The organism is Nitrincola lacisaponensis, assembly GCF_000691225.1.
Classification (GTDB): domain Bacteria; phylum Pseudomonadota; class Gammaproteobacteria; order Pseudomonadales; family Balneatricaceae; genus Nitrincola; species Nitrincola lacisaponensis.
On sequence record NZ_JMSZ01000001.1, the window covers coordinates 82,951 to 106,026 of the forward strand.

A 23,076-nucleotide genomic window follows, 5' to 3' on the forward strand; every position below is an offset into this window, starting at 1 on the left:
TCCAAACTGCTTACCACCCGCACTGGAGCAGACTAACAGCCTCTGAATGTTCCACGTGAAACATTCAGATTCATCTAATGAAAGACGCCCTATTATTAATCTTGGAAACTTACATAGTCCATTAACTCAGATCAGTACACGATATACACAAAATACGTTAGCCTATATGAATCAAGCTTAACTAGTACATAGGAAATTAACGCAATGGACATATCAGTCTCCGCAATGGTCAACAATATCTCTAGCCTACCCATTCCGTTATTAAACATGATCATTATCCTAATAGCATTTCTAGGCTTACGATCCTTTTTCCACTACAGAACAGGGACATCATATGGTTTTGTAAGCAGGCTGTACGCATTGCTTGCGGGACGATCAGACTACCAAGACAAGACTCTTGGAGAGTTTTGGCAACAAAATAAAGAACTCGAGCGCTTTAATGCAGTTTTTAACTTCAAAGCAAAATCGTTAAGTGACGCGCAAAAACTCATCAAATGGTTCAACGAATATGATCTAGATCATAAAAAATTCGCCCGCCTAGGAAACTCCTTCGACACCGAGAAGCTGCAAATACAAAGAGCAACCATAGGCCAAGTTATTGGCTTCATATTGCTGGGAATTGCGCTGGCGATAATGTCACTAGCGCCATTAGATCTTGGAATAAAAAATGCTGCTCTAGTGAAATTTAAAGATGAAACCCAGTGGATTTGGCTAGCGCATGACACAGCTTCCAATTTTACCTACTACAACATATTCCGAGATGGGAATAATGACTGGGTTCTAGCCGCACAAAACTGTTCGAACGAAGCTTTCAGCATTAAGGTAGCCGCAACAGAAACTCAACTGAAGACAGAAACAATAGCTAATATTTGCAAATCGTTCACAAGCGAAGCCGATGCGAAATATATCAACGAGCTCATAAAGGGCCAAAACATTTTTCTAGTACTTACCGCTCTTTTGGTCCTTTTCGCACTTGCTTCGTTCACGGAACTCTTCCGAAGACTAACGGCTATTGAAACTGCTGAGTATTTAGCAGAAAGGAAACGAATCAAGGAAACAACAGGTGAATAATTCCCACCTAACTCGCAAAATAGAGAAACTACATAGAGACTTCAGTGCGTACCAACTAGGCACATATGCAGCAACGAAAGGCGCTCAGCAACACGAGCCCATTGACTATGAAGCTAGTCTTCACAGAAACTAGACCGCACATGGAAGCAAGCTCATACGAAACAAGCAGAGATGCAATCGCTTGAAACAACTTGTACTTTTAGTACAAAAAATTTAAGTCCATAATTGTATGCGCTGCATAGCAATTATTAGTACAATATTTACAGTTGCAAGACATATTTGTCTCTGAATATTAACCACCTAGTAGGGTGTGCTACGAGCAGGGTCGTTAGATAACGGGTTTTAGGATGATTGGGATAGATTTGTTCTCCGGAGCCGGAGGAATGTCGCTCGGAGCTAGGCTTGCTGGAATTGATGTGCAAATCGCTGTGGAAGCTGACCCGCATGCAGCGACTACGTATTTACATAATCATCAACCCAAACACGGGATGTTTGGAGATGACATCCGTAAATTCAAGAAGGTTAACATTTCAAGGAGAGGACAACCTGTAGTTGTCTTTGGAGGCCCTCCCTGCCAAGGATTCTCAACGTCTAACCAGAAAACGAGATCTGCTACGAACGAAAAAAACTGGCTTTTTAGAGAGTTTTTTCGAGTGGTAAAAGATTATCATCCTGACTGGGTCGTTTTTGAAAATGTGAAAGGACTACTTGAGACAGAACGAGGCATGTTCGTCGAGATAATTCTCCAAGAATTTAAGAAGCTTGGATATGAAGCTTCATTCGGCCTTCTCCATGCTACCGATTTCGGCATCCCCCAGAACAGAGCTCGACTTTTTATTATTGGATCACTTCATGGATCTAAATTTGAATTTCCTCAATCAACGACTGATAAACCCGTTACCGTACAGGATGCTATAGGTGATCTACCTATATTGAGTACTGGAGCATCTGTTTGTTACAAAGATTATGAAACTGATCCACCTAGCGACTATGCTCATAGAATGAGAAAAGGCTTAAAAGGATGCAATAATCATCTTGTTACTAAAAATAATCGGCTAATTATAAATCGTTATAAACATATTCCTCAAGGGAGTAACTGGAAATCGATACCTGAAGAGCTTATGGAAAACTATAAAGATAGATCCCGTTGTCATACAGGTATCTATCGACGCTTAGAGCTTGATCGACCCTCTGTCGTAATTGGAAATTACAGAAAAAATATGCTAATCCATCCTACACAAGATAGGGGCCTTTCCGTAAGAGAAGCTGCTCGAATACAGTCGTTCCCTGACGATTTCACATTCAAGGGCTCAATTGGCTTTCAGCAACAACAAGTCGGGAATGCTGTTCCACCTTTGCTTGCAGAGGCGGTATTTAAAGGATTAATAGAGCAATTATGACTGAATCACAACTACTCCCTCTAGAATGTTTATTGCAGTCGATCAGCCCAGATGCGACTAGCTTCCCTTCGTCAGAAAATTATTTTGAAAAATACATTGAGATATTAAAGCAACTTAGAAATCAAGTATATCCCAATATAAATGCTGGGTTAGCCGCACTCTCCAGTGAATCTGGTTTATATACAGACCATAGCGATAAGCACTTTGACGAAGTTGTATTATATGCAGGAATATTAGTTGGTCTTAAAAAATCAGTAGATATAAATGAAGTAAAGGAAAACGTAAAATCTCATAACTGGATACTTACACCTTATGAAGTATATATACTCTTACTAAGTATTAGGCTTCATGATGTAGGTAACATATATGGAAGAGAAATGCATGAGCAAAATATTTTACAGGTGATAAGAAGATTCTCCATCCCTTATTTAAACGAAGAAAAATTAGAGGCGACGATGATCGCATCTATTGCAGGCGCCCATGGTGGAAAAACGCCTGATGGAGATAAAGATAAAATTGGAAAACTGCGCCAGAATGAATCTAATGGCCATATCTATGATATAGATAGTAAAAAAATTGCAGCTATAACAAGATTTGCTGACGAAATATGTGAAAACAGACGTAGAGTCGAAAAGTCTGACGCACTTAATATTCCAGTTCATAATTTAGTCTTCCACAAGTATGCCAAAGCAATTATGGGAAATTCAGTTAAAAACAATATACTATACCTAAATTTCCAATTTCATATTGGTGACTTATCAAAAACATATCAAATATATGGTTCCGTCCCCAATAGCGATCAAAAAAAGCTCATCAATGTGAATTTACCAGATATAACTCTTGATAGGTTAAAAAAGGCTGAGTTAGAGCGCCGCTATTGCAATAAGTTTATTCCTGAGTCGGCTAAAGTAAAAGAAATTCATGTTGAAATTGAAATCTTAGAAAATGATATAGACGAAGAGTCCTTTAGGCACAAATCATTAGGTAGAATTAACTTTACTCTTAAGGAAGAGGGTTATCCTCTTAAAGAGGATTTAATGTTCGACGAGAATACAACTAGCTTCATGAGTTACAAGCGGCTATGTGATATTTGTACTGAGGGGGAGAGCATAGAGTGAGCACAATTGACAACCCATTCTCTGTTGAAACTCCTGAGTTAATGTCTGCGGAAGAAATAATCGATCTTTTTGTACCGCTGGAAGAATCGTACAGCCTTGAAGTATCGGGACATGTATTTCTGCATGGCCATAGGGGTAGTGGAAAAAGCATGATGTTTAGGAGGCTAGCACCTGATTGCCAATCTTTACTTCAATCAAAACCAGTATCTGATCTTAACTTCTTTGGTGTATATGTTTCTATCAAGAAAACAGATATAGATTTAATTGACTATAGTGTTATAGATAATCCGACAGCTAAATCGATAATATCTGAGCATGTATTAGTGTGCTTCTTAATTTCCAAGTTATTATCAGCCATTAAGAATCACTGTCAGTTATCGAAGAGCTCTTCTGATGGCGCCATAAAGAACTTTTTTAAAAAGGATTTTTTGGACTTACTCCTCAATTCAGGATATGAAGATAACTTCAAAAGTAACTTGGATGATATTGAAAATGAATATAATTTGTTAGATTTCATAATCAAGAAAGTTGATGACCTTTTCATCTATCATGTCCGTTATCTAAGAAAACTTTTGGCAGGTTTAGGGCAACACTTGGAATATAGCGGCCCATTGCTAGGCTATTATGATTTTTTCATCCCTGTAATAGAAAAAATCAAAGCGTTACCATTTATGCCAAATGGCCCTATCTACATACTGATTGATGATGTCGACAATTTAAATATTGCTCAAACAAAAGTACTTAATACATGGGTTTCTTATAGAACAACAGATGTTGTTTCATTTAAACTTGCCACACAGATGAATTATAAAACGCTTTCTACAACAAGCGGGCGAAGAATAGAAACCCCTCATGATTATAAAGAGATTTATTATTCAAATGTTTATACTGGATCAAAAAAGGAAAAATATCCAGATTGGGTCAGAGAAATTACAGCTAAGCGTCTTCAATCATTTTACAAAAAGAAATTTGGATACTTAGACAAAATTGACCCCGAAAAGTACTTTCCAGTTGATAAAAAGCAGCAGTTAGCAATTGATGAAATTGCAGAAAAGTATTTAACAGGCGAACTTGAAACTAAAGGATTCCGAAAGGCTGATGATGCATATCGATATGCTAGACCAGACTATATAGTTAGCCTGGGTGGAAGTAGGAAAAGTGGATCAACATATAAATATGCCGGATTTCAGCAACTAGTTCATATATCTTCAGGGGTTATTCGCCACTTTCTAGAGCCTGCCTCCAAGATGTTTGCGTTACAAGAGCGAGACGCAAAAAATGAACTATTTTTGGAGATAAGTCCTTCTAACCAGAATAAGGTTATCCGAGAAGAAGCTGATAAGCTACTCTTCACTCAAATGGATAAAATAATACATGATATGGATAATGCTGAAGAAGAAGAAAATGATGCTAGAAGGAATAGCATCCAAAAGCTTCGAAATCTCATAACATCCATAGGCAGTCTTTTTTATTCTGCAATGAAGTCTGACAAATCAGAACGAAGGGTATTTTCATTTGCTCTTTCGGATCCTGAAAATTTATCGAAAGAATTAAAATCTATTCTTGATATGGGTGTCCAGGAAGGTTTTCTATATGAAACATTTATAGGTACAAAGGAAGGTATTGGTAGAACAAGGCTTTATGTTTTAACCAGAAGGCTAGCACCTATATTTAAACTAGACCCAATCGGTTTTTCAGCTTATAAATTTGTAACATGTAGCTTCTTAGAAACCTCCTTATCAAAGCCTAAGACAATTATAAACAAGCTAAATCAGCAAGGTATTGATGCGACCTTAGAAGAGCCCAATTTTTCCCAAGAAAAGCTATTTTAGGTGCATATATGAAAACGAAACTTTCAGAAATTAACAAGTCTATACCTGAGGTATCGCTAGTAATTTGCTCTAGTAGCTTTGAGAGGCGCTGGTTTCAAATTACAAAAAATCTATCACCAAAGAGTTTAGACTTAATTGTGATCCTTCAAAAAAGCATTGAGAACCCCGCTTGGAAAGAGGGTATAACTGCCATCAAATCTATTCATGGTGATATATATCAAGCATTAGATATAGAAAAACTATCGCCGAAGCACACTTGGATAAAATTTGTTCAGGAGATCGTACCATTAATTAAAAAACAGGATAATTTAACGCTTATTGATATCACAACCTTTACTCACGAAACCGTAGCTTTTTTCACATCCATGATAAAGCTTTATAAGCTTGAATCAAAGGTTCGATTCGCCTATGCGGGAGCTAGTTCATATATGACTAGTAATGAAGAGAGAGATTGGTGGCTCAGTAGAGGGGTAAAGGATATAAGGTCAATCCTAGGGTTTCCTGGTGTAATCAGACCTTCCCAAGGTTCACATTTAATAATATTAGTAGGTTTTGAAATAGAGCGTGCAAAAGAGCTTATTATACAGTATGAGCCTAGTTCTATATCCCTTGGTATTGGTACCGACGCATACAGCCAAGATTTTTTCGAAAAAAACAATTGGTATAGAAATCAAATACAATCCTTTATTGAAACAGTGAATACTACGATTAAAAATGTTTCAAAATTCGAATTTTCTTGTTCAGACCCTATTTCAGCGAAAAACTCCATTCTCGCTGAAGCAAATAAGTTTAATAATTTTAATATCACGTTAGCACCTATGAACACTAAAGTCTCAACAATCGCAGCAGCTTCAGCAGCACTGGAAAACGAAGACTTAAAACTCTGCTATGTCGAGCCACTTGAATACAATAGAACCTATTACTCGACCCCTGGTGATACTCTGACCTTAATTCATTTATAGGTTGCTACAGCCAAAATAGATAGAGCAGCTATATAGCTGCTCTATCTATTAAATTTTTATGATATTGATATAAACAGCATTGAGGTGCTCAAGGATCTCCCGCCTCAATCATATGAGAGGGGAGATCACGTAAATGAGACGTCAGATCACGCTAGATGAGATCCGACACGTTAAGCAGCTTACACGTCCAGGTTAGACACGTTCAGTGCATTCGCTTCAATAAAGGCACGACGTGGCTCAACATCATCGCCCATCAGGGTAGAGAAGAGCTGGTCTGCACCGATTGCGTCATCAATGGTGACCTGCAACATACGACGTGCATCAGGGTCCATGGTGGTTTCCCATAGCTGATCTGGATTCATCTCTCCCAGACCCTTATAGCGCTGTACGTTATTGCCACGGCGGGAGATATCCAGCAGCCATTGAATACCATCACCCAGGTTACGCAATGGATAGACGCGCTCACCACGCTGCAGGTAGGCCGTTTCTTCCAGCAGCGACTGCATCTCTTCACCCAACTGAGCGATGGACTGATAGTCGCGTGAGCGGAAGAATTCCTGATCAAAGCGGTATTTCACATCGATACCGTGCTGAGTGAACACCACCTCGGGTACGAACTGACTGTGCTCACGATCTTCAACCACTGAGCAACCATACCAGGCTGATGTAGAGCTGACATACTCAGACAGATACTTAGACAGTTGCTCAACCCAGCCTTCAACAGCTGCACGATCATAGAGCTGTTCAACATCCAGACGAGGCAGATACATCAACTGAGCCAGCACTGAACGTGGATATACGCGACTGATACGATCAATCAAGGACTCCACATGACGGTAACGCCCAATCAGCTTTTCCAGTGCTTCACCGGAAATTGCGGGCGCGTCTGCAGAAGGGAACAGCTGAGTGCCGTCCAGCGCGCCCTGCAACAGATACTGCTCCAGCGCGGCTTCATCCTTCAGGTATTGTTCCTGCTTGCCCTTACGCACTTTATACAGCGGCGGTTGAGCGATGTAGACATGACCTCGTTCAATCAGCTCAGGCATCTGGCGATAGAAGAATGTCAGCAACAGGGTACGAATGTGCGAACCGTCGACGTCAGCATCCGTCATGATGATGATAGAGTGGTAACGCAGCTTGTCGGCATTAAATTCATCACGACCAATACCGCAGCCCAGAGCCGTAATCAGCGTACCGACTTCAGCAGAGGTCAGCATTTTGTCAAAACGGGCTTTTTCGACGTTCAGGATTTTACCCTTTAGCGGCAGGATGGCTTGTGTACGACGGTCACGACCCTGCTTGGCAGAACCGCCCGCAGAGTCACCCTCCACAAGGTAAATTTCAGAAAGTGCAGGATCTTTTTCCTGACAATCTGCCAACTTGCCCGGCAATCCGGCAATGTCCAGTGCGCCTTTACGGCGGGTCATTTCGCGCGCTTTGCGGGCCGCTTCACGGGCACGTGCTGCATCGATCATTTTTGAAACAATCGACTTGGCATCCTGGGGATTTTCCAGCAGATAGTCATTGAACTGCTGAGCCATCAACTGCTCAACCGCGGTTTTCACTTCAGAGGAAACCAGCTTGTCTTTGGTTTGTGACGAGAACTTGGGATCAGGTACTTTAACCGAAATAATGGCATTCAAACCTTCACGGCAGTCATCACCTGTCGTGGCAACCTTGCCGTTCTTGTTCAGCTGCTCAGCATCGATATAGGTATTCAGACAGCGCGTCAGTGAGGCACGGAAGCCTGACAGATGAGTACCACCATCACGCTGAGGAATGTTATTGGCGAAGCAGTGAATGCTCTCCTGGAAGCTGTCGTTCCATTGCATCGCCACTTCAACACCTACGCCATTCTCATGCATGGCATTAAAATGAAAGATGCTGTTAACCGTGGTTTTACTCTGATTCAGATAGGAGACGAAGGATGCCAGACCGCCTTCGTATTCAAAAATCTCTTCACGACCTGCGCGCTCATCTTTCAGGCGAATACGGACACCCGAGTTCAGGAACGACAGTTCACGCAGACGTTTAGCCAGCAGATCAAACTGGAAATGAATGTTACTGAAGGTATCTTCAGAGGGCTTGAAGCGTACAATGGTGCCGGTGGTTGAGGTTTCACCAACCACCTTGAGTGGCGCCTGGGGCACACCGTGGTGATAGATCTGCTCATGTACCTTGCCGTCGCGGCGAATGGTCAGGGTCAGTTCACTGGAGAGGGCATTTACAACAGACACACCCACACCGTGCAGACCACCGGAAACCTTGTAGGTATTGTCATCAAACTTACCACCGGCATGCAGCACGGTCATGATAACTTCGGCAGCAGATACGCCTTCTTCTTCGTGAATATCGGTCGGGATACCACGGCCATTATCCGAAACGGTGACACTTTCATCCGGGTGAATGATCACGCCAACTTCGGTACAGTAACCGGCCAGCGCCTCATCTATGCCATTGTCCACCAGCTCAAACACCATATGGTGCAGACCGCTACCGTCATCGGTATCGCCTATGTACATGCCTGGACGCTTTCTGACAGCATCGAGTCCTTTCAGAACCTTGATACTCGATGAATCGTAATTATGGTTTTCACCACTCATTGTACTCTCCTAGCGTTGCCGGCAGGTCAAATGACCGGCATCCAGATGAAAGAGCGCCAGATCCGTATCCGGCGACCAGAATTCAGTTAAGGTGTCTGGATCGACACAGGTGATGAAGCATTGATCGTGACTCTGCTCAAGAAACTGGCAGAAGAGACGTACATGCGGTTCATCAAGTTCCGATGGCAGGTCATCAATTAAATAAATACAGGGCCGCTGAGACTGCAAACGATACAACTGCCCTTGAGCCAGCCTGAGCGCGCTCACGACGAGTTTTTTCTGTCCACGCGACAAACGCTCGGCAGCATTGACACCATCCCAGCGAAAGCGCAAATCAGCACGCTGAGGGCCCGTTAAGGTAAATCCCTGAGCCGCTTCACGCTCAAACTGATCCAGCAGCACCTCCTCGAGAGAGCGCTTGCTGTCCCAGCCGGGATAAAACTTCAGCTCAATCGACACATCACCCAGCAGCACCTTGAGAATACGTTCAAACTGCGGCACCAGTGCGTCAATATAGGCACGGCGGTGCGCAGTCAGCTGCGTACCATAGGCAACAAACTCGCGATCCCAGACCTGCATCTGGAACCGGTCGATTTTACCATATTTCAGCAAAGAATTCCGTTGTTTCAGCGCACGTCGAAAACCGCGCCATAACTGAATAAACTGTGTATCGGCATGAAAACCACCCCAGTCGACAAATTGCCGTCGAATACTGGGAGAACCATCCAGCAACTCAAAGGTACCACTGTAAAGCACCTGGACCGGCAACAGGCTCGCCAGCTCGGCAGCATCCAGTGAGCGACCATCGAAACGTACCCGGACATCACCGTTCAAACGCCGTTCAACACCTAGGGGCAATGGCTGTGTTGAACCAGGCGCCAGCACGCGAGAGAAAACCAGTGCAGCCTCCTGGCCCTGGGTTAAGACATGACGCAGTTCACTGGTACGGAAGGAGCGGGTGGACGACAGGAAATGAATAGCCTCCAGCACGCTGGTTTTACCACTGCCATTTTGGCCCGAGATGATATTGATCCGTGAAGCAGGGGGGAACTCCACAGCCTGCAGGTTGCGAATACCGCTAATCTTTAAATGAGAGATCGACATGAATCAGGGCAGGGTGTCCGCCAGGAAGGGCGAAAAACGCCCCTCCTGACGTAACAGGTCACATGCGCATTGGCATAACAACATAGAGTGCATCGTTCTCGTCGTAGCCCTGCACCAAGGCACTGGAGTTGGCATCCGACAGAATCAGGCGCACCACATCAGAGTTCAGAATCGACAGCACATCCAGCAGGTAATTTACGTTAAAACCAATTTCAAGATCCTGGCCCTCGTAATCGACTGCCAGCGTCTCTTCAGCTTCTTCCTGCTCCGGGTTATTAGCCGTTACCTGCAACATGCCATTGGACAGGTTCAGGCGCACACCGCGATACTTCTCGTTCGACAGAATCGCAATACGGGTAAAGACCTGACGCAGTTCCTGGCGATCACCCAGCAGCACCTTGTCGCCATTGCGCGGAATAACACGGTTGTAATCCGGAAACTTGCCATCTACCAGCTTCGAGGTGAAGGTAAAATCACCCACGACGGCACGAATATGACTGGAACCGATGACCAGTGTCACCGGAGCATCGCCACCCTGAAGCAGACGTGCCAGCTCCAGAATCCCCTTGCGCGGGACAATAATCTGATGATCCAGCCCTGCATCCGCCTCAACAGCGGTCATGCAGGTGGCCAAGCGGTGACCGTCAGTCGAGACGGCACGCAAGTGTGCATCACGAACCTCCAGCAGCATACCGTTAAGATAGTAACGCACATCCTGCTGGGCCATGGAGAAGCCGGTTTTCTCGATCAACTGACGCAGTGAAGACTGAGGCAACGAAATAGTCAGCGCCTCAGGACTGTCTTCCACATTGGGAAAGTCTGCGGCAGGCAGCGTCGCCAAGGAGAAACGACTGCGTCCTGCCTTAATGCGCGCCTTGTCATCCGACACACTGATTTCAACCAGTGCATCATCCGACAGCGACTTGCAGATATCCATGAGCTTGCGCGCTGGCACTGTGACAGAACCCGGTTCTGGCAACTCCTGCAGCGGAATACGGGCAACCAGCTCGACTTCTAGGTCCGTACCTGTCAACGACAGCATACCGTCCTCAGCAACCAACAGGATATTGGACAGTACCGGCATGGTCTGACGGCGTTCAACAACACCTGCGACCAGTTGCAGGGGTCTGATTAGTGCTTCTCTGGAAATCACAAATCTCATGGCTTCATTCCTTGGTCAGGATCTGAACACTACGCCGTCAGATGACGCAGCAGGTTTTTATAATCTTCACTGATGTCGTTATTGCTTTCACGAAGCTCTTTAATTTTACGACATGCATGAAGAACCGTAGTATGGTCTCGACCACCAAACGCACTGCCGATTTCCGGCAAACTGTGATTGGTCAACTCTTTCGACAAGGACATAGCCACCTGGCGTGGTCGCGCCACGGAGCGGCTACGGCGCTTGGAAAGCAAGTCATTGATCTTGATTTTATAGTAATCTGCAACAACACGCTGAATATTATCGATACTCACCTGCTTGTCCTGCAGGGCCAGCAGATCCTTCAACGACTCCTTGATAAAGGGCGTATTGATCTCACTGCCGGTGAAGTGAGCATTCGCTATCACTCGCTTCAGCGCTCCTTCTAACTCACGCACATTAGAACGAATCTTTTGTGCAAGAAAAAAGGCGGAATCATCCGGTAACCGAATACGCGCTTCTTCTGCTTTTTTCATCAAGATCGCCACACGTGTTTCCAGCTCAGGAGGCTCAATCGGCACCGTCAGTCCCCAACCGAAGCGGGACTTGAGACGCTCCTCCACACCGGAAATTTCCTTCGGATAACGATCACTGGTCAAAATCAGTTGCTGACCACCCTCTAACAGTGCGTTAAAGGTGTGGAAAAACTCTTCCTGCGAACGCTCTTTACCGGCAAAGAACTGAATATCATCGATCAACAGCGCATCCACAGAACGATAATAGCGCTTAAAATCATTGATCGCATTGAGCTGCAACGCCTTTACCATGTCGGCAACAAAGCGTTCCGAGTGCAGGTAAACGATGCGGGCATTAGGGTTACGGCGCAACATTTCGCAACCGACGGCATGCATCAAGTGGGTTTTACCCAAACCGACGCCGCCATAAATAAACAAGGGGTTATAGCCACCACCCGGATTATCAGCTACCTGCTGTGCCGCAGCGAGTGCCAGCTGGTTTGATTTACCCTGTACAAATGCCTGAAAGGTGAATGCCGGGTTAAGATTGGACTGGTGTTTAACACCGCCTTCAACATCAACTTTACGCGACTTGCGTCGACGCGGCTCTTCAATCACCAGCTCAGGCTGCACCTCTTGCAAGGGTAAAGCCGCCTGTGTCGGCGCCACGTCCGCCATCCGGTTTTCATTAAAGGAGGTCATCAACGCAGCAGCAGAATCGGTATCACCAACAGCAGCTGTTTCCGGCTGATTAAACAGGATCTGCCGCACCGGCTCAGTAACCGGAGCAGCGGCAGGCGGCTCGGGCTCGGGTGCAGGTGGTGGGCTACTGCGAACAGGCATCGCCGAGTTACGCGCAGTTAAAAAACCACCACTGCCATTCGCTGCCATAGGCTTGCCAGCTATATCGATGCTGACGTCTGCACTTAAATTGCCACTGACATTAATAAAGGTCTGACGAATATGTGCCAGGTACTTGTCCGTTACCCAGTCTTTTACAAAGCGGTTCGGCGCTGTCAGAACCAACAGCTCACCGGAACAGTCCGCCAGGCGCAACGGACGTATCCAGGTATTGAACTGTTGCGATGGGAACTCCTCCCTGAGACCGGATAAACACCGCTCCCATAACGCTTCTGACATGCAAAGGCCCCGATCCGGATAATGCGTTAGGTATAAAGAAAGACGATAACAACATTCTATCCTTTTCAAAAAGAGTTATCCACAACCCTGTCAGCGATCCACCCCTTGAATTGATCGGAAAAAAACCAGAAATCATTTGCATGCAAAACCGCCAGCCCCTATAATTTCGCGTCTGATTTTTTACACACATCGTGGCTGCGTGGATTTTATTCCAGCGCGCCGCGCAGGCACTACATAACGTAAGCAGGACTGGGCAATGAAAAGAACATTTCAACCAAGCGTACTGAAACGCGCACGTACTCACGGTTTTCGTGCTCGCATGGCGACCAAAAACGGCCGTCAGGTACTGAACCGTCGTCGCGCCAAAGGTCGCAAAAGCCTGACTGTTTAATCAGTCTCGCGGCTACCGACTGAATGGCCGAATTCGGATACCCCCGGGCGTTACGACTGTTAACGCCTGGGGACTTCAAAAGGGTATTCGACAGAGCCACTCTCAAGGTCTCTGACCCCTCTCTGTTGATACTTGCCCGTCAAAACGAACTTGGTCACCCCCGGCTGGGTTTTGTTATTTCCAAAAAAAACGTCCGTCGGGCTGTCAAACGTAGTCATATTCGACGTATCATTCGCGAATCTTTTCGTTTGCGTCAGCATCAGCTGCCGAATGTTGATATCATCATTCTCGCACGCAAAGGCCTGGACACGCTCGATAACCGGCAGATGCATGCCTTGATTGAGCGCAGTTGGTCACGGCTGGAACGAAAAGCTTCTAACGCCCAAAAAGACAATTGATGGTTTATCGCGATGGATGTACAGCGAGTCATATTACTTTCCGCCCTGGCGCTGGTTACCTATTTGGTATTTCTCCAGTGGAACCAGGATTATAATCAGCCGACGGCCGCACCTCAGGTTGCCTTTGCTCCTGATGTGATCAATGGCAGCCCGGCTAATGGCGCTTCCGATCTTCCCACCGGTTCAGTCAGCAGTGACGATATTCCGGCAGCTGTCGATCCTTCAGCGCCTGCGGTTATCGAAACAGCTCAGACCAGTGCAGCTCAGGTACGTGTACGTACCGATGTACTGGACCTGGTGATCGATACACGCGGTGGTGACATCATTTACGCAGCACTGCCACAGCACAAGGCCCGTCTGGGTTCAGACGATCCGTTTGTACTGCTGGAGCAGAACGCCATGCGCACCTATGTCGCGCAGAGCGGACTGGTCGGTCGCGATGGTCCCGATGCAAGCGCCGATGGCCGTCCGGTTTTCCGGGCCGATGCCAGTGAGTTCTCGTTGGATGATCAGGCAAACCTGGTGGTTGACCTGCACTACACCACCGACGCCGGCGTCGACATTATCAAGCGCTATACCTTTGAGCGTGGCAGCTACCGTATTGGCGTCGACTATCTGATCGACAACCAGAGCGATGCACCTTTCCGTGCCACTCTGTTCGGCCAGCTGAAGCGTGATCGCAGTGAAGACCCCACCAGCTCAACATCGGTTGGTATGGCGTCTTATCTCGGTGCCATTTTCTCGACTGAAGACAACAAGTACCAGAAGGTCACGTTCCGCGATATGGACCGTGGCAACTTCGCTCAAACCAGCCTTGGTGGTTGGGCAGCCTTCAGTCAGCATTACTTTGTCTCAGCCTGGGTGCCTGATCCGAATCAGACACACAACTTCCAGACACGTCGCGTAAACAATGAGTACATTGCCGGCTTCCTGTCGCCCGCTGTTGAAGTCGTACCCGGCAGCAGCACAGAAGTAAGTGCTCACCTGTTCGTCGGTCCCAAGGATCAGGAGCAACTCGAAGCCACTGCACCTAACCTGAAGCTGACCGTCGATTACGGCTGGCTCTGGTGGATTGCCTATCCGCTTTACTGGCTGCTGACCTTTATTCAGAGCTTTGTGGGCAACTGGGGTCTGGCGATTATCGGCATCACCATTGTTGTGAAAGCAGCACTGTTCCAGCTGAATGCCAAAGCCTTCCGCTCGATGGCGAAAATGCGCAAGTTCGGCCCCGAAATGATGCGCATGAAGGAACTCTACGGTGATGACCGTCAGAAGATGTCCCAGGAGATGATGAAGCTCTACAAAAAAGAGAAGATCAATCCTCTGGGTGGCTGTCTGCCTATTCTGGCACAGATGCCGGTGTTCATCGCCCTGTACTGGGTATTGATGGAGTCCGTCGAGCTGCGTCACGCACCTTTCTTCCTGTACATTCAGGACCTGTCGGTCATGGACCCTTACTTTGTCCTGCCGATCCTGATGGGTGTGACCATGTTCCTGCAGCAGAAGCTTAACCCGACTCCGCCCGATCCCATGCAGGCGAAGATCATGAAAATGTTGCCCATTATTTTCACGTTCTTCTTCCTCTGGTTCCCGGCCGGTCTGGTACTCTACTGGTTGGTCAACAACATTCTGTCGATCGCACAGCAGTGGTATATCACTCGCCAGATCGAGAATGAGGACAAGAAAAAAGAAGCCAGCTGAACAGCTGGTAACCCGAAAAAAGGCTCCTGATGGAGTCTTTTTTGTTCCTGAAACCGAATCACAACGCCAAGGAGCGATCCATGTCCAACTCAGCACACGACACCATTGCAGCCCAGGCAACGGCCCCGGGTCGTGGCGGGGTAGGCATTATTCGCGTTTCCGGCCCGCAAGCGCTACACATTGCCGAACAGGTGATCGGACATACCCCCAAGCCACGCTATGCGCACTATGGCGATTTTCATGCAGCTGAAGGACAGGTTATCGATCAGGGGATAGCTCTGTTCTTTCCGGGCCCACATTCCTTTACCGGAGAGGATGTCCTCGAACTCCAGGCACATGGCGGACCTGTGGTTATGGACTTCATTCTGCAGCGCGTCATCACACTGGGGGCACGACCCGCACGCCCCGGTGAGTTCTCCGAGCGCGCATTCCTGAATGACAAACTCGATCTGGCCCAGGCTGAAGCCATTGCCGATCTGATCAACAGCACTTCCGAGCAGGCTGCACGCTGCGCTCTGCGCTCGCTTCAGGGTGCCTTCTCAGCACGCATCCAGGCGCTGCTGGAACGGCTGATACAGCTACGTATCTATGTTGAAGCGGCTATCGATTTCCCCGAAGAAGAGATCGATTTTCTCGCCGATGGCAAAGTACGCGACGATCTGCTGCAGATCATCACCGATCTGGAAGCGGTTCAGCAGGAAGCACACCAGGGCAGCCTGATGCGAGAGGGCATGCAGGTCGTCATCGCCGGAAAACCCAATGCAGGCAAATCCAGCCTGCTGAATGCATTGGCCGGACGGGAAACCGCTATTGTGACCGATATTGCCGGTACCACACGCGATGTACTCAGAGAGCATATACACCTGGACGGCATGCCGCTGCATATCATCGATACCGCAGGGTTGCGTGATGCCCCGGATCAGGTCGAGCGTATTGGTATCGACCGGGCCTGGCAGGAGATACATAAGGCTGACCGTATCCTGATGGTGGTGGACAGCAGCGAAACCAGCGCTCAGAGCCCCGAACAGATCTGGCCAGAGTTTGTCGCACAACTGGCTGACGCCAGCAAAATCACCGTCATCCGTAACAAGATCGACCTGCAAGCAGAAAAACCCACACTGCAACAGCAGGGTGAGTACTCACTTATATCGCTGTCTGCAAAGCACGGGCAGGGGGTTGAACTGCTACGCGAACACCTCAAGGCCTGTATCGGTTTCAGTAACACCACCGAAGGTGGTTTTATGGCCCGTCGTCGTCACCTGGATGCACTGCAACGCTGCCACCAGCAGCTGGATGCTGGCCTGGCGCAGCTGGATGGCTTCAGTGCCGGCGAGCTGCTTGCAGAAGACCTGCGCATGGCCCAGCAAAGCCTGGGAGAGATCACAGGAGAATTTACCCCTGATGACTTGCTGGGCAGGATTTTTTCGAGTTTTTGTATCGGGAAGTAAAGCATCTAGCACCTCACCCCAACTGCATCCGCGCCGCTGTCAGAGTATTTTGCATCAACATGGCAATGGTCATCGGACCCACACCACCCGGTACCGGCGTGATTGCTGCGGCCTGGTCATAGACGTCATCATAATCGACATCACCCACCAGACGGGTCCCCGTGTCAGCCTGGATGCGGTTAATCCCGACATCAATCACCACGGCTCCGGGTTTAATCCAGTCACGCTTGATCATCTGGGGACGACCAACCGCCGCGACCAGAATATCGGCATCCCGGCACAGGCGTTCAATATCACGGGAACGGGAATGTACCAGCGTCACACTGCAGTCGGCTTGCAACAGCAGGGCAGCCATCGGCTTACCGACGATATTGGAACGCCCCACAACCACGGCATGCAAACCACTCAGCTCACCGCAGGTCTGCCGCAGCAGGCGCATACAGCCCGCCGGAGTACAGGGTGTCAGTACCTCACGCCCCTGGCTCAGTCCACCAACATTCTGGCTGTGAAAGCCATCAACATCCTTCAGCGGATCTATGGCTTCCAGCACCCGGTTTTCATCAATGGCGGCAGGGAGGGGCAGCTGTACCAGTATGCCGTTCACCTGAGGGTCCTGATTCAGTGTCTCGATCAGGGCCAGCAGGCTGGATTCATCGGTATCAGCAGGCAAGCGATGCTCAATCGAGCGAATACCCACCTCAGCGGCTCTGAGTACCTTGTTGCGCACATACACCTGACTGGCCGGGTCTTCTCCTACCAGCACGACGGCCAGGCCGGGCTGAATACCCTGTTGCTGCAGCTGCTGGACAGCCTCAGACACTTCGGCCAACACCTGGGATGAGACCTGTTTACCATCGATACGCTTCGCCAGCCGGTCTGGCTGTACTGCCTGAGTATTCATCGGAAGATCACCGTTTTGTCCTGATTCAAAAATACGCGATGCTGAAGGTGGTATTTTACCGCTTTTGACAGGGCAACTGTTTCGGTATCACGACCTATATTCACTAAATCTCCCGGTTTATAGCCATGATCGACGCGCTGAACCTCCTGTTCGATGATCGGCCCCTCATCCAGATCGGAAGTCACATAGTGTGCTGTGGCACCGATCAGCTTCACACCGCGGTCAAAAGCCTGATGATAGGGTTTCGCGCCTTTGAAGCCGGGCAGGAAGGAGTGATGAATATTGATCGCACGACCCGCCAGTTGCTGACACAGTTCATCAGAGAGAATCTGCATATAACGCGCCAGAACCACCAGTTCAGTACCTGTTTCTTCAACAATACGCATCAGCTCCTGCTCCTGCTGGCGTTTGTTTTCCTTGGTCACTGGCAGGTAGATAAAACGTATGCCTTCACGTTCCGCCATGGGCCGCAGGTCCAGGTGGTTGGACACAATCGCAGTAATCTGCATGTCCATTTCACCCTTGTGATGGCGATACAGCAGGTCTGCCAGACAATGATCAAACTTGCTGACCATCAGCAACACACGCATCGGGCGATCACTGCTGTGCAGTTCCCAGGTCATGTCAAAACGACTGGCAACACTGTCGAAACCTGCCTCGATAGTGCGGATATCACCCTTGTGGCCCTCGTTGAAGCGGAACACTGCGCGCATGAAAAAGCGACCACTGAACTCATCATCGAACTGTGACATCTCACTGATGTAACAGCTGTTTTCAGACAAGTAAGATGACACAGCCGCAACGATTCCGGAGGTTGCCGGGCAGCTGACTTTCAGGATAAAGTGATGCGTATCGTGTTGCATGTTGAGTCCTCTCTGGATTCGGGATAGATGTGCAAGCCTATCCATTCAGTTAAACAAAAATATTTCCTATTGGGAATAATAATTTCTTAAAAATTTATTTCAGGTGCAAAAAACCTGCCTCGGGTCCGAACCCGAGGCGCTGATGCGACCTTCAGGAAATCAGTAAATCGGTACCCGGTGATGCGGCCAGGATAACGCCCTCTATCCCCAGCACATCGCCATGATCAGAATATATCCCGCTGCCTCGCTCATGCACCTGACAGACCTGTCCCGACGCCGTGATCAAGCGGTAACTCAGACAGATCACCACAGCCTGATCCTGAAGCCCTTGCTGCACCTCGGACCAGACGCGCTCGCGATCCTCCGGATGAATCAGGCTGTTAAAGGTCACCTCGCAGCTATTGGTCAGTTGCTCAGGCTGGTATCCGGTCAGGGCATGGCAGCCAGCGCTGACATACTCCATGGTCCAATGGCGGTTGTTACGGCAGCGATACACCATGGCCGGCAAACCATCCAGCAGGTTGCTGAGGCTGCGATGACTGGCAGCCAGCGCTTGCTGAGCCTGTACTTGCTGGGTGGCATCCACAAGGCTGACAATAAATCCCCGGCTGTCCCGACGCAGACGCACTTCTACCCAGCGCCGCTCTCCACTGGGGGTCAGAAAGCGCAATTGTAACTGCTCCCAGGCACCCAGCGAGGCTTTACTCAGACGCATCAGCGTTTGCCTCCACAGCGGCTGGTCCTCGGGGTGTAAATAGTTGGCCTGTGCACGATGCAGGCAGGCATGCGCCGGATAACCAGTCAGCTCTTCCCAGCCCTGATTCAATTGTTGAATCGCGCCCTGTGGATCCAGTCGGGCCAGCGCCAACGGCAAGCTCTCAAATTCAGGATGCGGAGACTGACGGATACCCTGCCAGAATGCCAGGCACCAGCTGCTGAATCGATTCTGTGACGGCCACAGCGCCTTCATTCCGACCTCCTGAGCGATGCTTGCATCGCCTGTAAAAAACCACCCCGGTGTGCCCAGGCCGCCAGTTCAAGGCGGGAGTGCAGATTCAATTTGGTCAACAGGTGTTTGACATGTATCTTCACCGTGCCATCACTGATGCCCAACTCACGGGCAATCAACTTGTTACTTAGACCATCCGCAATCAGCAACAGGGTTTGCTGCTCCCGCTCTGTCAGTTCAACAGGTAACACCACAGCAGGCTCAGGTGTTACCGGCTTATCCATACTTTCAAGCATGCGCGGATCGAGGGTGATGCTGCCTTTATGGCAGCCGCGCAGTTGGGCAACCAACTGCTCCGGTTCCGCGTGTTTCAAGACATAGCCATCGGCTCCGGCGGCCAACGCCTGACGTAAATCGGCCTGATCCTCGGAAGCCGTCAGGATAATCACCAGACTGTCCGGCAGTTTCTCCTTGCAGCGCATCAACCCGGCACTACCGTCTATGCCCGGCAGGTGCCAGTCCAGCAGCACTATGTCGGGAGGATTGTCCTGCACCAGCTGCAAGCCCTGCTCAACGGATGCGGCTGTTCCGAGTACGTCAAACTCCGGCACAGCCCCCAGTAACTCCGCCAGCCCCTGACGCAACAGCGCATGATCATCGACCAACAATAACCGCAATGCCATTCAGTGCTCACTCCAGATCAAACGTACCCGGGTTCCCTGCGGGGTACGTGTGGTAATGCTCAGTTCGGCGGCAATACTGCGCGCACGCTCCTGCATCACCTGCAAACCGTAATGTCCACTGACCGCCTCAGTCTGGGGCAAGCCGACACCATCATCCTCAATACACACTTCCACCCGGTGATCCGGCAGGCAGCACAAACGAACCAGTACATGCTGTGCATGGGAGTGGCGCACCACATTCGCCAGAGCTTCACGGATAATATGCAAAACCTGTAGCTCTGTTTCCGCCCCCATACACTGCTCAGGAACCCGGTTATCCAGTTCAAACACACAACTGCTGCGCCGTGAAAACTCATCGACCGATACCCGGATCGCTTCGTTCAGACTGCGGCCATCCATGGTCAACCGTGACCAGGAGATCAATTCACGGACCCGACGATTGGCCCGCTGAACATTGCACTTGAGGTCCTGCAACATCAATGCAGCCTCTCCCGGTCGCTGCGGGTTATCCAGTACGGCCGCCATACGACTGACACGGATCTGTAGATAGCTGAGTTCCTGGGCAACGGAATCGTGCAGTTCCCGCGACAGTACCGCACGCTCGGCGGCCAGATCCCGACGCCGTTGCTGGCGTTCATTCAGCACCAGTGCCAGTGTTTCGCTCAACACCTGCGCCACCTCACGCAACTGGCGCTGCTGGTGTGGACGAGGAGGGCGGGGAAACTCCAGCATTAAAATACCCACGCTGCCATGCCCATCCTGAACACCACACACCACCCGGTGCCTGCCAACCCGTAAACACTGAATACAGGTGTTCAACTGTCCGACTGCCGGGCAACGCTCTGCTGCAGCCACCCAGGGACAACTTTGATGGCGACTGCACAACCCTTCGCGTCCAACCTTATGCAACCCTGTCGGGGTATGCAGAATCAGGGTTGCCCCACTGGATAACAGCTGCAACTCCAGACGTTGTAACCAGTCACGCAACGCCTCATCCAGATCAGGTTGCCGCAACAGAACCAAAGGCAGTTCAACAAGCCACTGGTGTTGCGCCGGTTTCTCGGCTGTACGGCTCCAACCCACCCAGCGCCACAGTTGCATACCGCTTTTTGCAAGCATTTGAAGTGGCATCCGCACCTCACTCTGTTAGTCGATCAATACATCAACCCAGCAATTTTTGTGCCTTTATCCGCAAAACAGGATGCAAACCTGCGCAAAAAATAAAACCTTTAAGAATATATATTTCCTTAAGGTAAAAATGATAAGGCCCGCTGAACGCCTCAATCCGCCGCACCATTTCAATGCAACTCAGGCGTCGACTGCTGCTTGATAGTGCCACAGGCCTCGTCAGGCGCGGTATATCCCCAATGGGGTATCCACAACAGGAGAGTTTCAGCTGCAGAGCGCTGCGCTAGCATCGGGTCATCACTGAATTGACCGATAGAGACTCGAACAGAGGAGATCGACACATGAATACACGTGTTGCCATTATCGGAGCTGGACCCTGCGGGCTGGCTCAACTGCGCGCCTTCCAGTCAGCCGCTGCCAAGGGTGCAGCGATTCCCGAACTGGTCTGTTTTGAAAAGCAAAGCGACTGGGGCGGGATGTGGAACTACACCTGGCGTACCGGTGTGGATGAACATGGTGAACCTGTGCATGGCAGCATGTACCGTTACCTCTGGTCCAATGGTCCCAAGGAGTGTCTGGAGTTTGCAGACTACACCTTTGATGAGCACTTTGGCCGCCCGATCGGCTCCTATCCTCCCCGTGAAGTGCTGTGGGATTACATCAAGGGGCGGGTCGAAAAAGCTGGTGTGCGTGACTATATTCGCTTCAACACCGCGGTACGCCAGGTCAGTTATGATGAAACCAGTGGGCTGTTCAGCGTGACCGTTCAGGATCACAGCAACAACCGCGTCTATACCGAAACCTTTGATTATGTCGTCAACGCCTGCGGCCATTTTTCCACACCCAACACACCCTACTTTGAAGGGTTTGAGCGTTTCGGTGGACGGGTTTTGCATGCACACGACTTCCGCGATGCACTGGAATTCAAGGACAAGGACATTCTCGTTGTAGGCAGCAGCTACTCCGCTGAAGATATCGGCTCCCAGTGCTACAAATACGGTGCACGTTCCATTACCAGTTGCTATCGCAGTGCGCCCATGGGCTATCAGTGGCCGCAAAACTGGGAAGAGAAGCCACTGCTGCAACGCGTCGACAGTGATACCGCCTGGTTTGCCGACGGCAGTCATAAGCGTATCGATGCCATTATTCTGTGTACCGGCTACCAGCACCACTTTCCCTTCCTGCCGGACTCGCTGCGCCTGATCACCGAGAACCGTCTATGGCCGCTCAAGCTCTACAAAGGTATTTTCTGGGAAGATAACCCCAAATTCCTCTATCTGGGCATGCAGGACCAGTGGTACTCCTTCAACATGTTCGATGCCCAGGCCTGGTATGCACGTGATGTGATCCTGGGGCGTATCAGCCTCCCCGGCAAAGCCGAAATGCAGGCAGAAAATCAGGCCTGGCGTGAGCGCGAAGAAAAATTACAGACAGCTCAGGAGATGTTCGAGTTTCAGGGCAGCTATATCCAGCACCTGATCGACGCGACGGACTACCCCAGCTTCGACATTCAGGCGGTCAACGAAACCTTTCTTGCCTGGAAGCATGACAAGTACGAAGACATTATGGGCTACCGCAACAAATGTTACCGCTCATTAATGACAGGCACTCTGGCGACACCGCACCACACCCCCTGGCTTGATGCACTGGATGACTCTCTTGAAGCCTATCTTCAGGAAACACCCCGGCTCAAGTCAGCTGTGTGATTTAACCACGTGGTTTCAGGAA

Annotated in this window: 19 protein-coding genes; 10 read left to right on the forward strand and 9 right to left on the reverse strand. The window is 49.2% G+C overall.

Going from position 1 to position 23,076, the window contains the following annotated elements; all coding sequences use genetic code 11:
• Positions 1–204 precede the first annotated feature (204 nt).
• From ADINL_RS00400 to ADINL_RS00420, 5 genes are all read left to right on the forward strand, one after another.
• Positions 205–1,071 carry a DUF6216 family protein gene (locus ADINL_RS00400; RefSeq protein WP_036542363.1) on the forward strand — a complete coding sequence of 289 codons (867 nt, stop codon included), beginning with the start codon at positions 205–207 and terminating at the stop codon, positions 1,069–1,071.
• A 347-nt stretch (positions 1,072–1,418) separates the two neighbouring features.
• Positions 1,419–2,471 (forward strand): DNA cytosine methyltransferase, encoded by a 1,053-nt coding sequence (locus ADINL_RS00405; RefSeq protein ID WP_036542367.1) that lies wholly within the window; start codon positions 1,419–1,421, stop codon positions 2,469–2,471.
• Positions 2,468–3,589 (forward strand): HD domain-containing protein, encoded by a 1,122-nt coding sequence (locus ADINL_RS00410; RefSeq protein WP_036542369.1) that lies wholly within the window; start codon positions 2,468–2,470, stop codon positions 3,587–3,589. Before ADINL_RS00405 ends, ADINL_RS00410 begins: the two co-directional genes overlap by 4 nt.
• Complete coding sequence (locus ADINL_RS00415) at positions 3,586–5,421, forward strand: ORC-CDC6 family AAA ATPase (RefSeq protein ID WP_051632427.1); 1,836 nt, start codon at positions 3,586–3,588, stop codon at positions 5,419–5,421. The genes ADINL_RS00410 and ADINL_RS00415 overlap by 4 nt, the downstream gene beginning before the upstream one ends.
• 8 nt (positions 5,422–5,429) lie before the next feature.
• Positions 5,430–6,383, forward strand: a complete 954-nt coding sequence (locus tag ADINL_RS00420; protein WP_036542372.1) for a hypothetical protein — start codon at positions 5,430–5,432, stop codon at positions 6,381–6,383.
• Positions 6,384–6,562: 179 nt separating this feature from the next.
• Here the strand turns inward: ADINL_RS00420 and gyrB are convergent, their stop codons facing one another.
• From gyrB to dnaA, 4 genes are read right to left on the reverse strand one after another with little or no spacing between them, the layout of a single operon-like run.
• Positions 6,563–8,986 (reverse strand): DNA topoisomerase (ATP-hydrolyzing) subunit B, encoded by a 2,424-nt coding sequence (gene gyrB, locus ADINL_RS00425; protein ID WP_036542373.1) that lies wholly within the window; start codon positions 8,984–8,986, stop codon positions 6,563–6,565.
• 9 nt (positions 8,987–8,995) lie between these two features.
• The gene (recF, locus tag ADINL_RS00430) at positions 8,996–10,090 is read right to left on the reverse strand and encodes a DNA replication/repair protein RecF (RefSeq protein ID WP_036542378.1); all 1,095 of its coding nucleotides are present in this window, start codon (positions 10,088–10,090) and stop codon (positions 8,996–8,998) included.
• Positions 10,091–10,148: 58 nt separating this feature from the next.
• On the reverse strand, positions 10,149–11,252 hold the full coding sequence (gene dnaN / locus ADINL_RS00435) for a DNA polymerase III subunit beta (protein WP_036542381.1): 1,104 nt from the start codon (positions 11,250–11,252) through the stop codon (positions 10,149–10,151).
• A 29-nt stretch (positions 11,253–11,281) separates the two neighbouring features.
• Complete coding sequence (gene dnaA / locus ADINL_RS00440; RefSeq protein WP_036542384.1) at positions 11,282–12,886, reverse strand: chromosomal replication initiator protein DnaA; 1,605 nt, start codon at positions 12,884–12,886, stop codon at positions 11,282–11,284.
• Between the two features lie 256 nt (positions 12,887–13,142).
• Between dnaA and rpmH the strand changes: the two genes are divergently transcribed.
• The 4 genes from rpmH (at position 13,143) to mnmE (ending at position 16,824) form a co-directional block, all read left to right on the forward strand.
• Positions 13,143–13,277 (forward strand): 50S ribosomal protein L34, encoded by a 135-nt coding sequence (rpmH, locus tag ADINL_RS00445; protein WP_036512751.1) that lies wholly within the window; start codon positions 13,143–13,145, stop codon positions 13,275–13,277.
• Positions 13,278–13,300: 23 nt separating this feature from the next.
• Complete coding sequence (gene rnpA / locus ADINL_RS00450) at positions 13,301–13,675, forward strand: ribonuclease P protein component (protein WP_036542387.1); 375 nt, start codon at positions 13,301–13,303, stop codon at positions 13,673–13,675.
• 12 nt (positions 13,676–13,687) lie between these two features.
• Positions 13,688–15,376 carry a membrane protein insertase YidC gene (yidC, locus tag ADINL_RS00455; protein ID WP_036542391.1) on the forward strand — a complete coding sequence of 563 codons (1,689 nt, stop codon included), beginning with the start codon at positions 13,688–13,690 and terminating at the stop codon, positions 15,374–15,376.
• Between the two features lie 80 nt (positions 15,377–15,456).
• Positions 15,457–16,824, forward strand: a complete 1,368-nt coding sequence (gene mnmE / locus ADINL_RS00460) for a tRNA uridine-5-carboxymethylaminomethyl(34) synthesis GTPase MnmE (protein WP_036542393.1) — start codon at positions 15,457–15,459, stop codon at positions 16,822–16,824.
• Between the two features lie 13 nt (positions 16,825–16,837).
• On the opposite strand, the gene folD is transcribed toward mnmE, so the two are convergent.
• The 5 genes from folD to ADINL_RS00485 all read right to left on the reverse strand — a co-directional run bounded on the left by folD (position 16,838) and on the right by ADINL_RS00485 (position 21,339).
• Positions 16,838–17,725, reverse strand: coding sequence for a bifunctional methylenetetrahydrofolate dehydrogenase/methenyltetrahydrofolate cyclohydrolase FolD (gene folD / locus ADINL_RS00465; protein ID WP_036542397.1), 888 nt, complete (start codon positions 17,723–17,725; stop codon positions 16,838–16,840).
• Positions 17,722–18,588, reverse strand: coding sequence for a formyltetrahydrofolate deformylase (gene purU, locus ADINL_RS00470; protein ID WP_036542399.1), 867 nt, complete (start codon positions 18,586–18,588; stop codon positions 17,722–17,724). Before purU ends, folD begins: the two co-directional genes overlap by 4 nt.
• A gap of 151 nt (positions 18,589–18,739) precedes the next feature.
• Complete coding sequence (locus ADINL_RS00475; protein ID WP_051632428.1) at positions 18,740–19,558, reverse strand: PAS domain-containing protein; 819 nt, start codon at positions 19,556–19,558, stop codon at positions 18,740–18,742.
• Positions 19,555–20,220 carry a response regulator gene (locus tag ADINL_RS00480; protein WP_036542401.1) on the reverse strand — a complete coding sequence of 222 codons (666 nt, stop codon included), beginning with the start codon at positions 20,218–20,220 and terminating at the stop codon, positions 19,555–19,557. The genes ADINL_RS00475 and ADINL_RS00480 overlap by 4 nt, the downstream gene beginning before the upstream one ends.
• The gene (locus tag ADINL_RS00485; RefSeq protein WP_051632429.1) at positions 20,221–21,339 is read right to left on the reverse strand and encodes an ATP-binding protein; all 1,119 of its coding nucleotides are present in this window, start codon (positions 21,337–21,339) and stop codon (positions 20,221–20,223) included.
• Between the two features lie 350 nt (positions 21,340–21,689).
• Here ADINL_RS00485 and ADINL_RS00490 point away from each other — a divergent pair, with 350 nt between their 5' ends.
• Positions 21,690–23,054: a flavin-containing monooxygenase gene (locus ADINL_RS00490; protein WP_036542404.1), complete on the forward strand. Its 1,365-nt coding sequence runs from the start codon at positions 21,690–21,692 to the stop codon at positions 23,052–23,054.
• Positions 23,055–23,076: the final 22 nt, after the last annotated feature.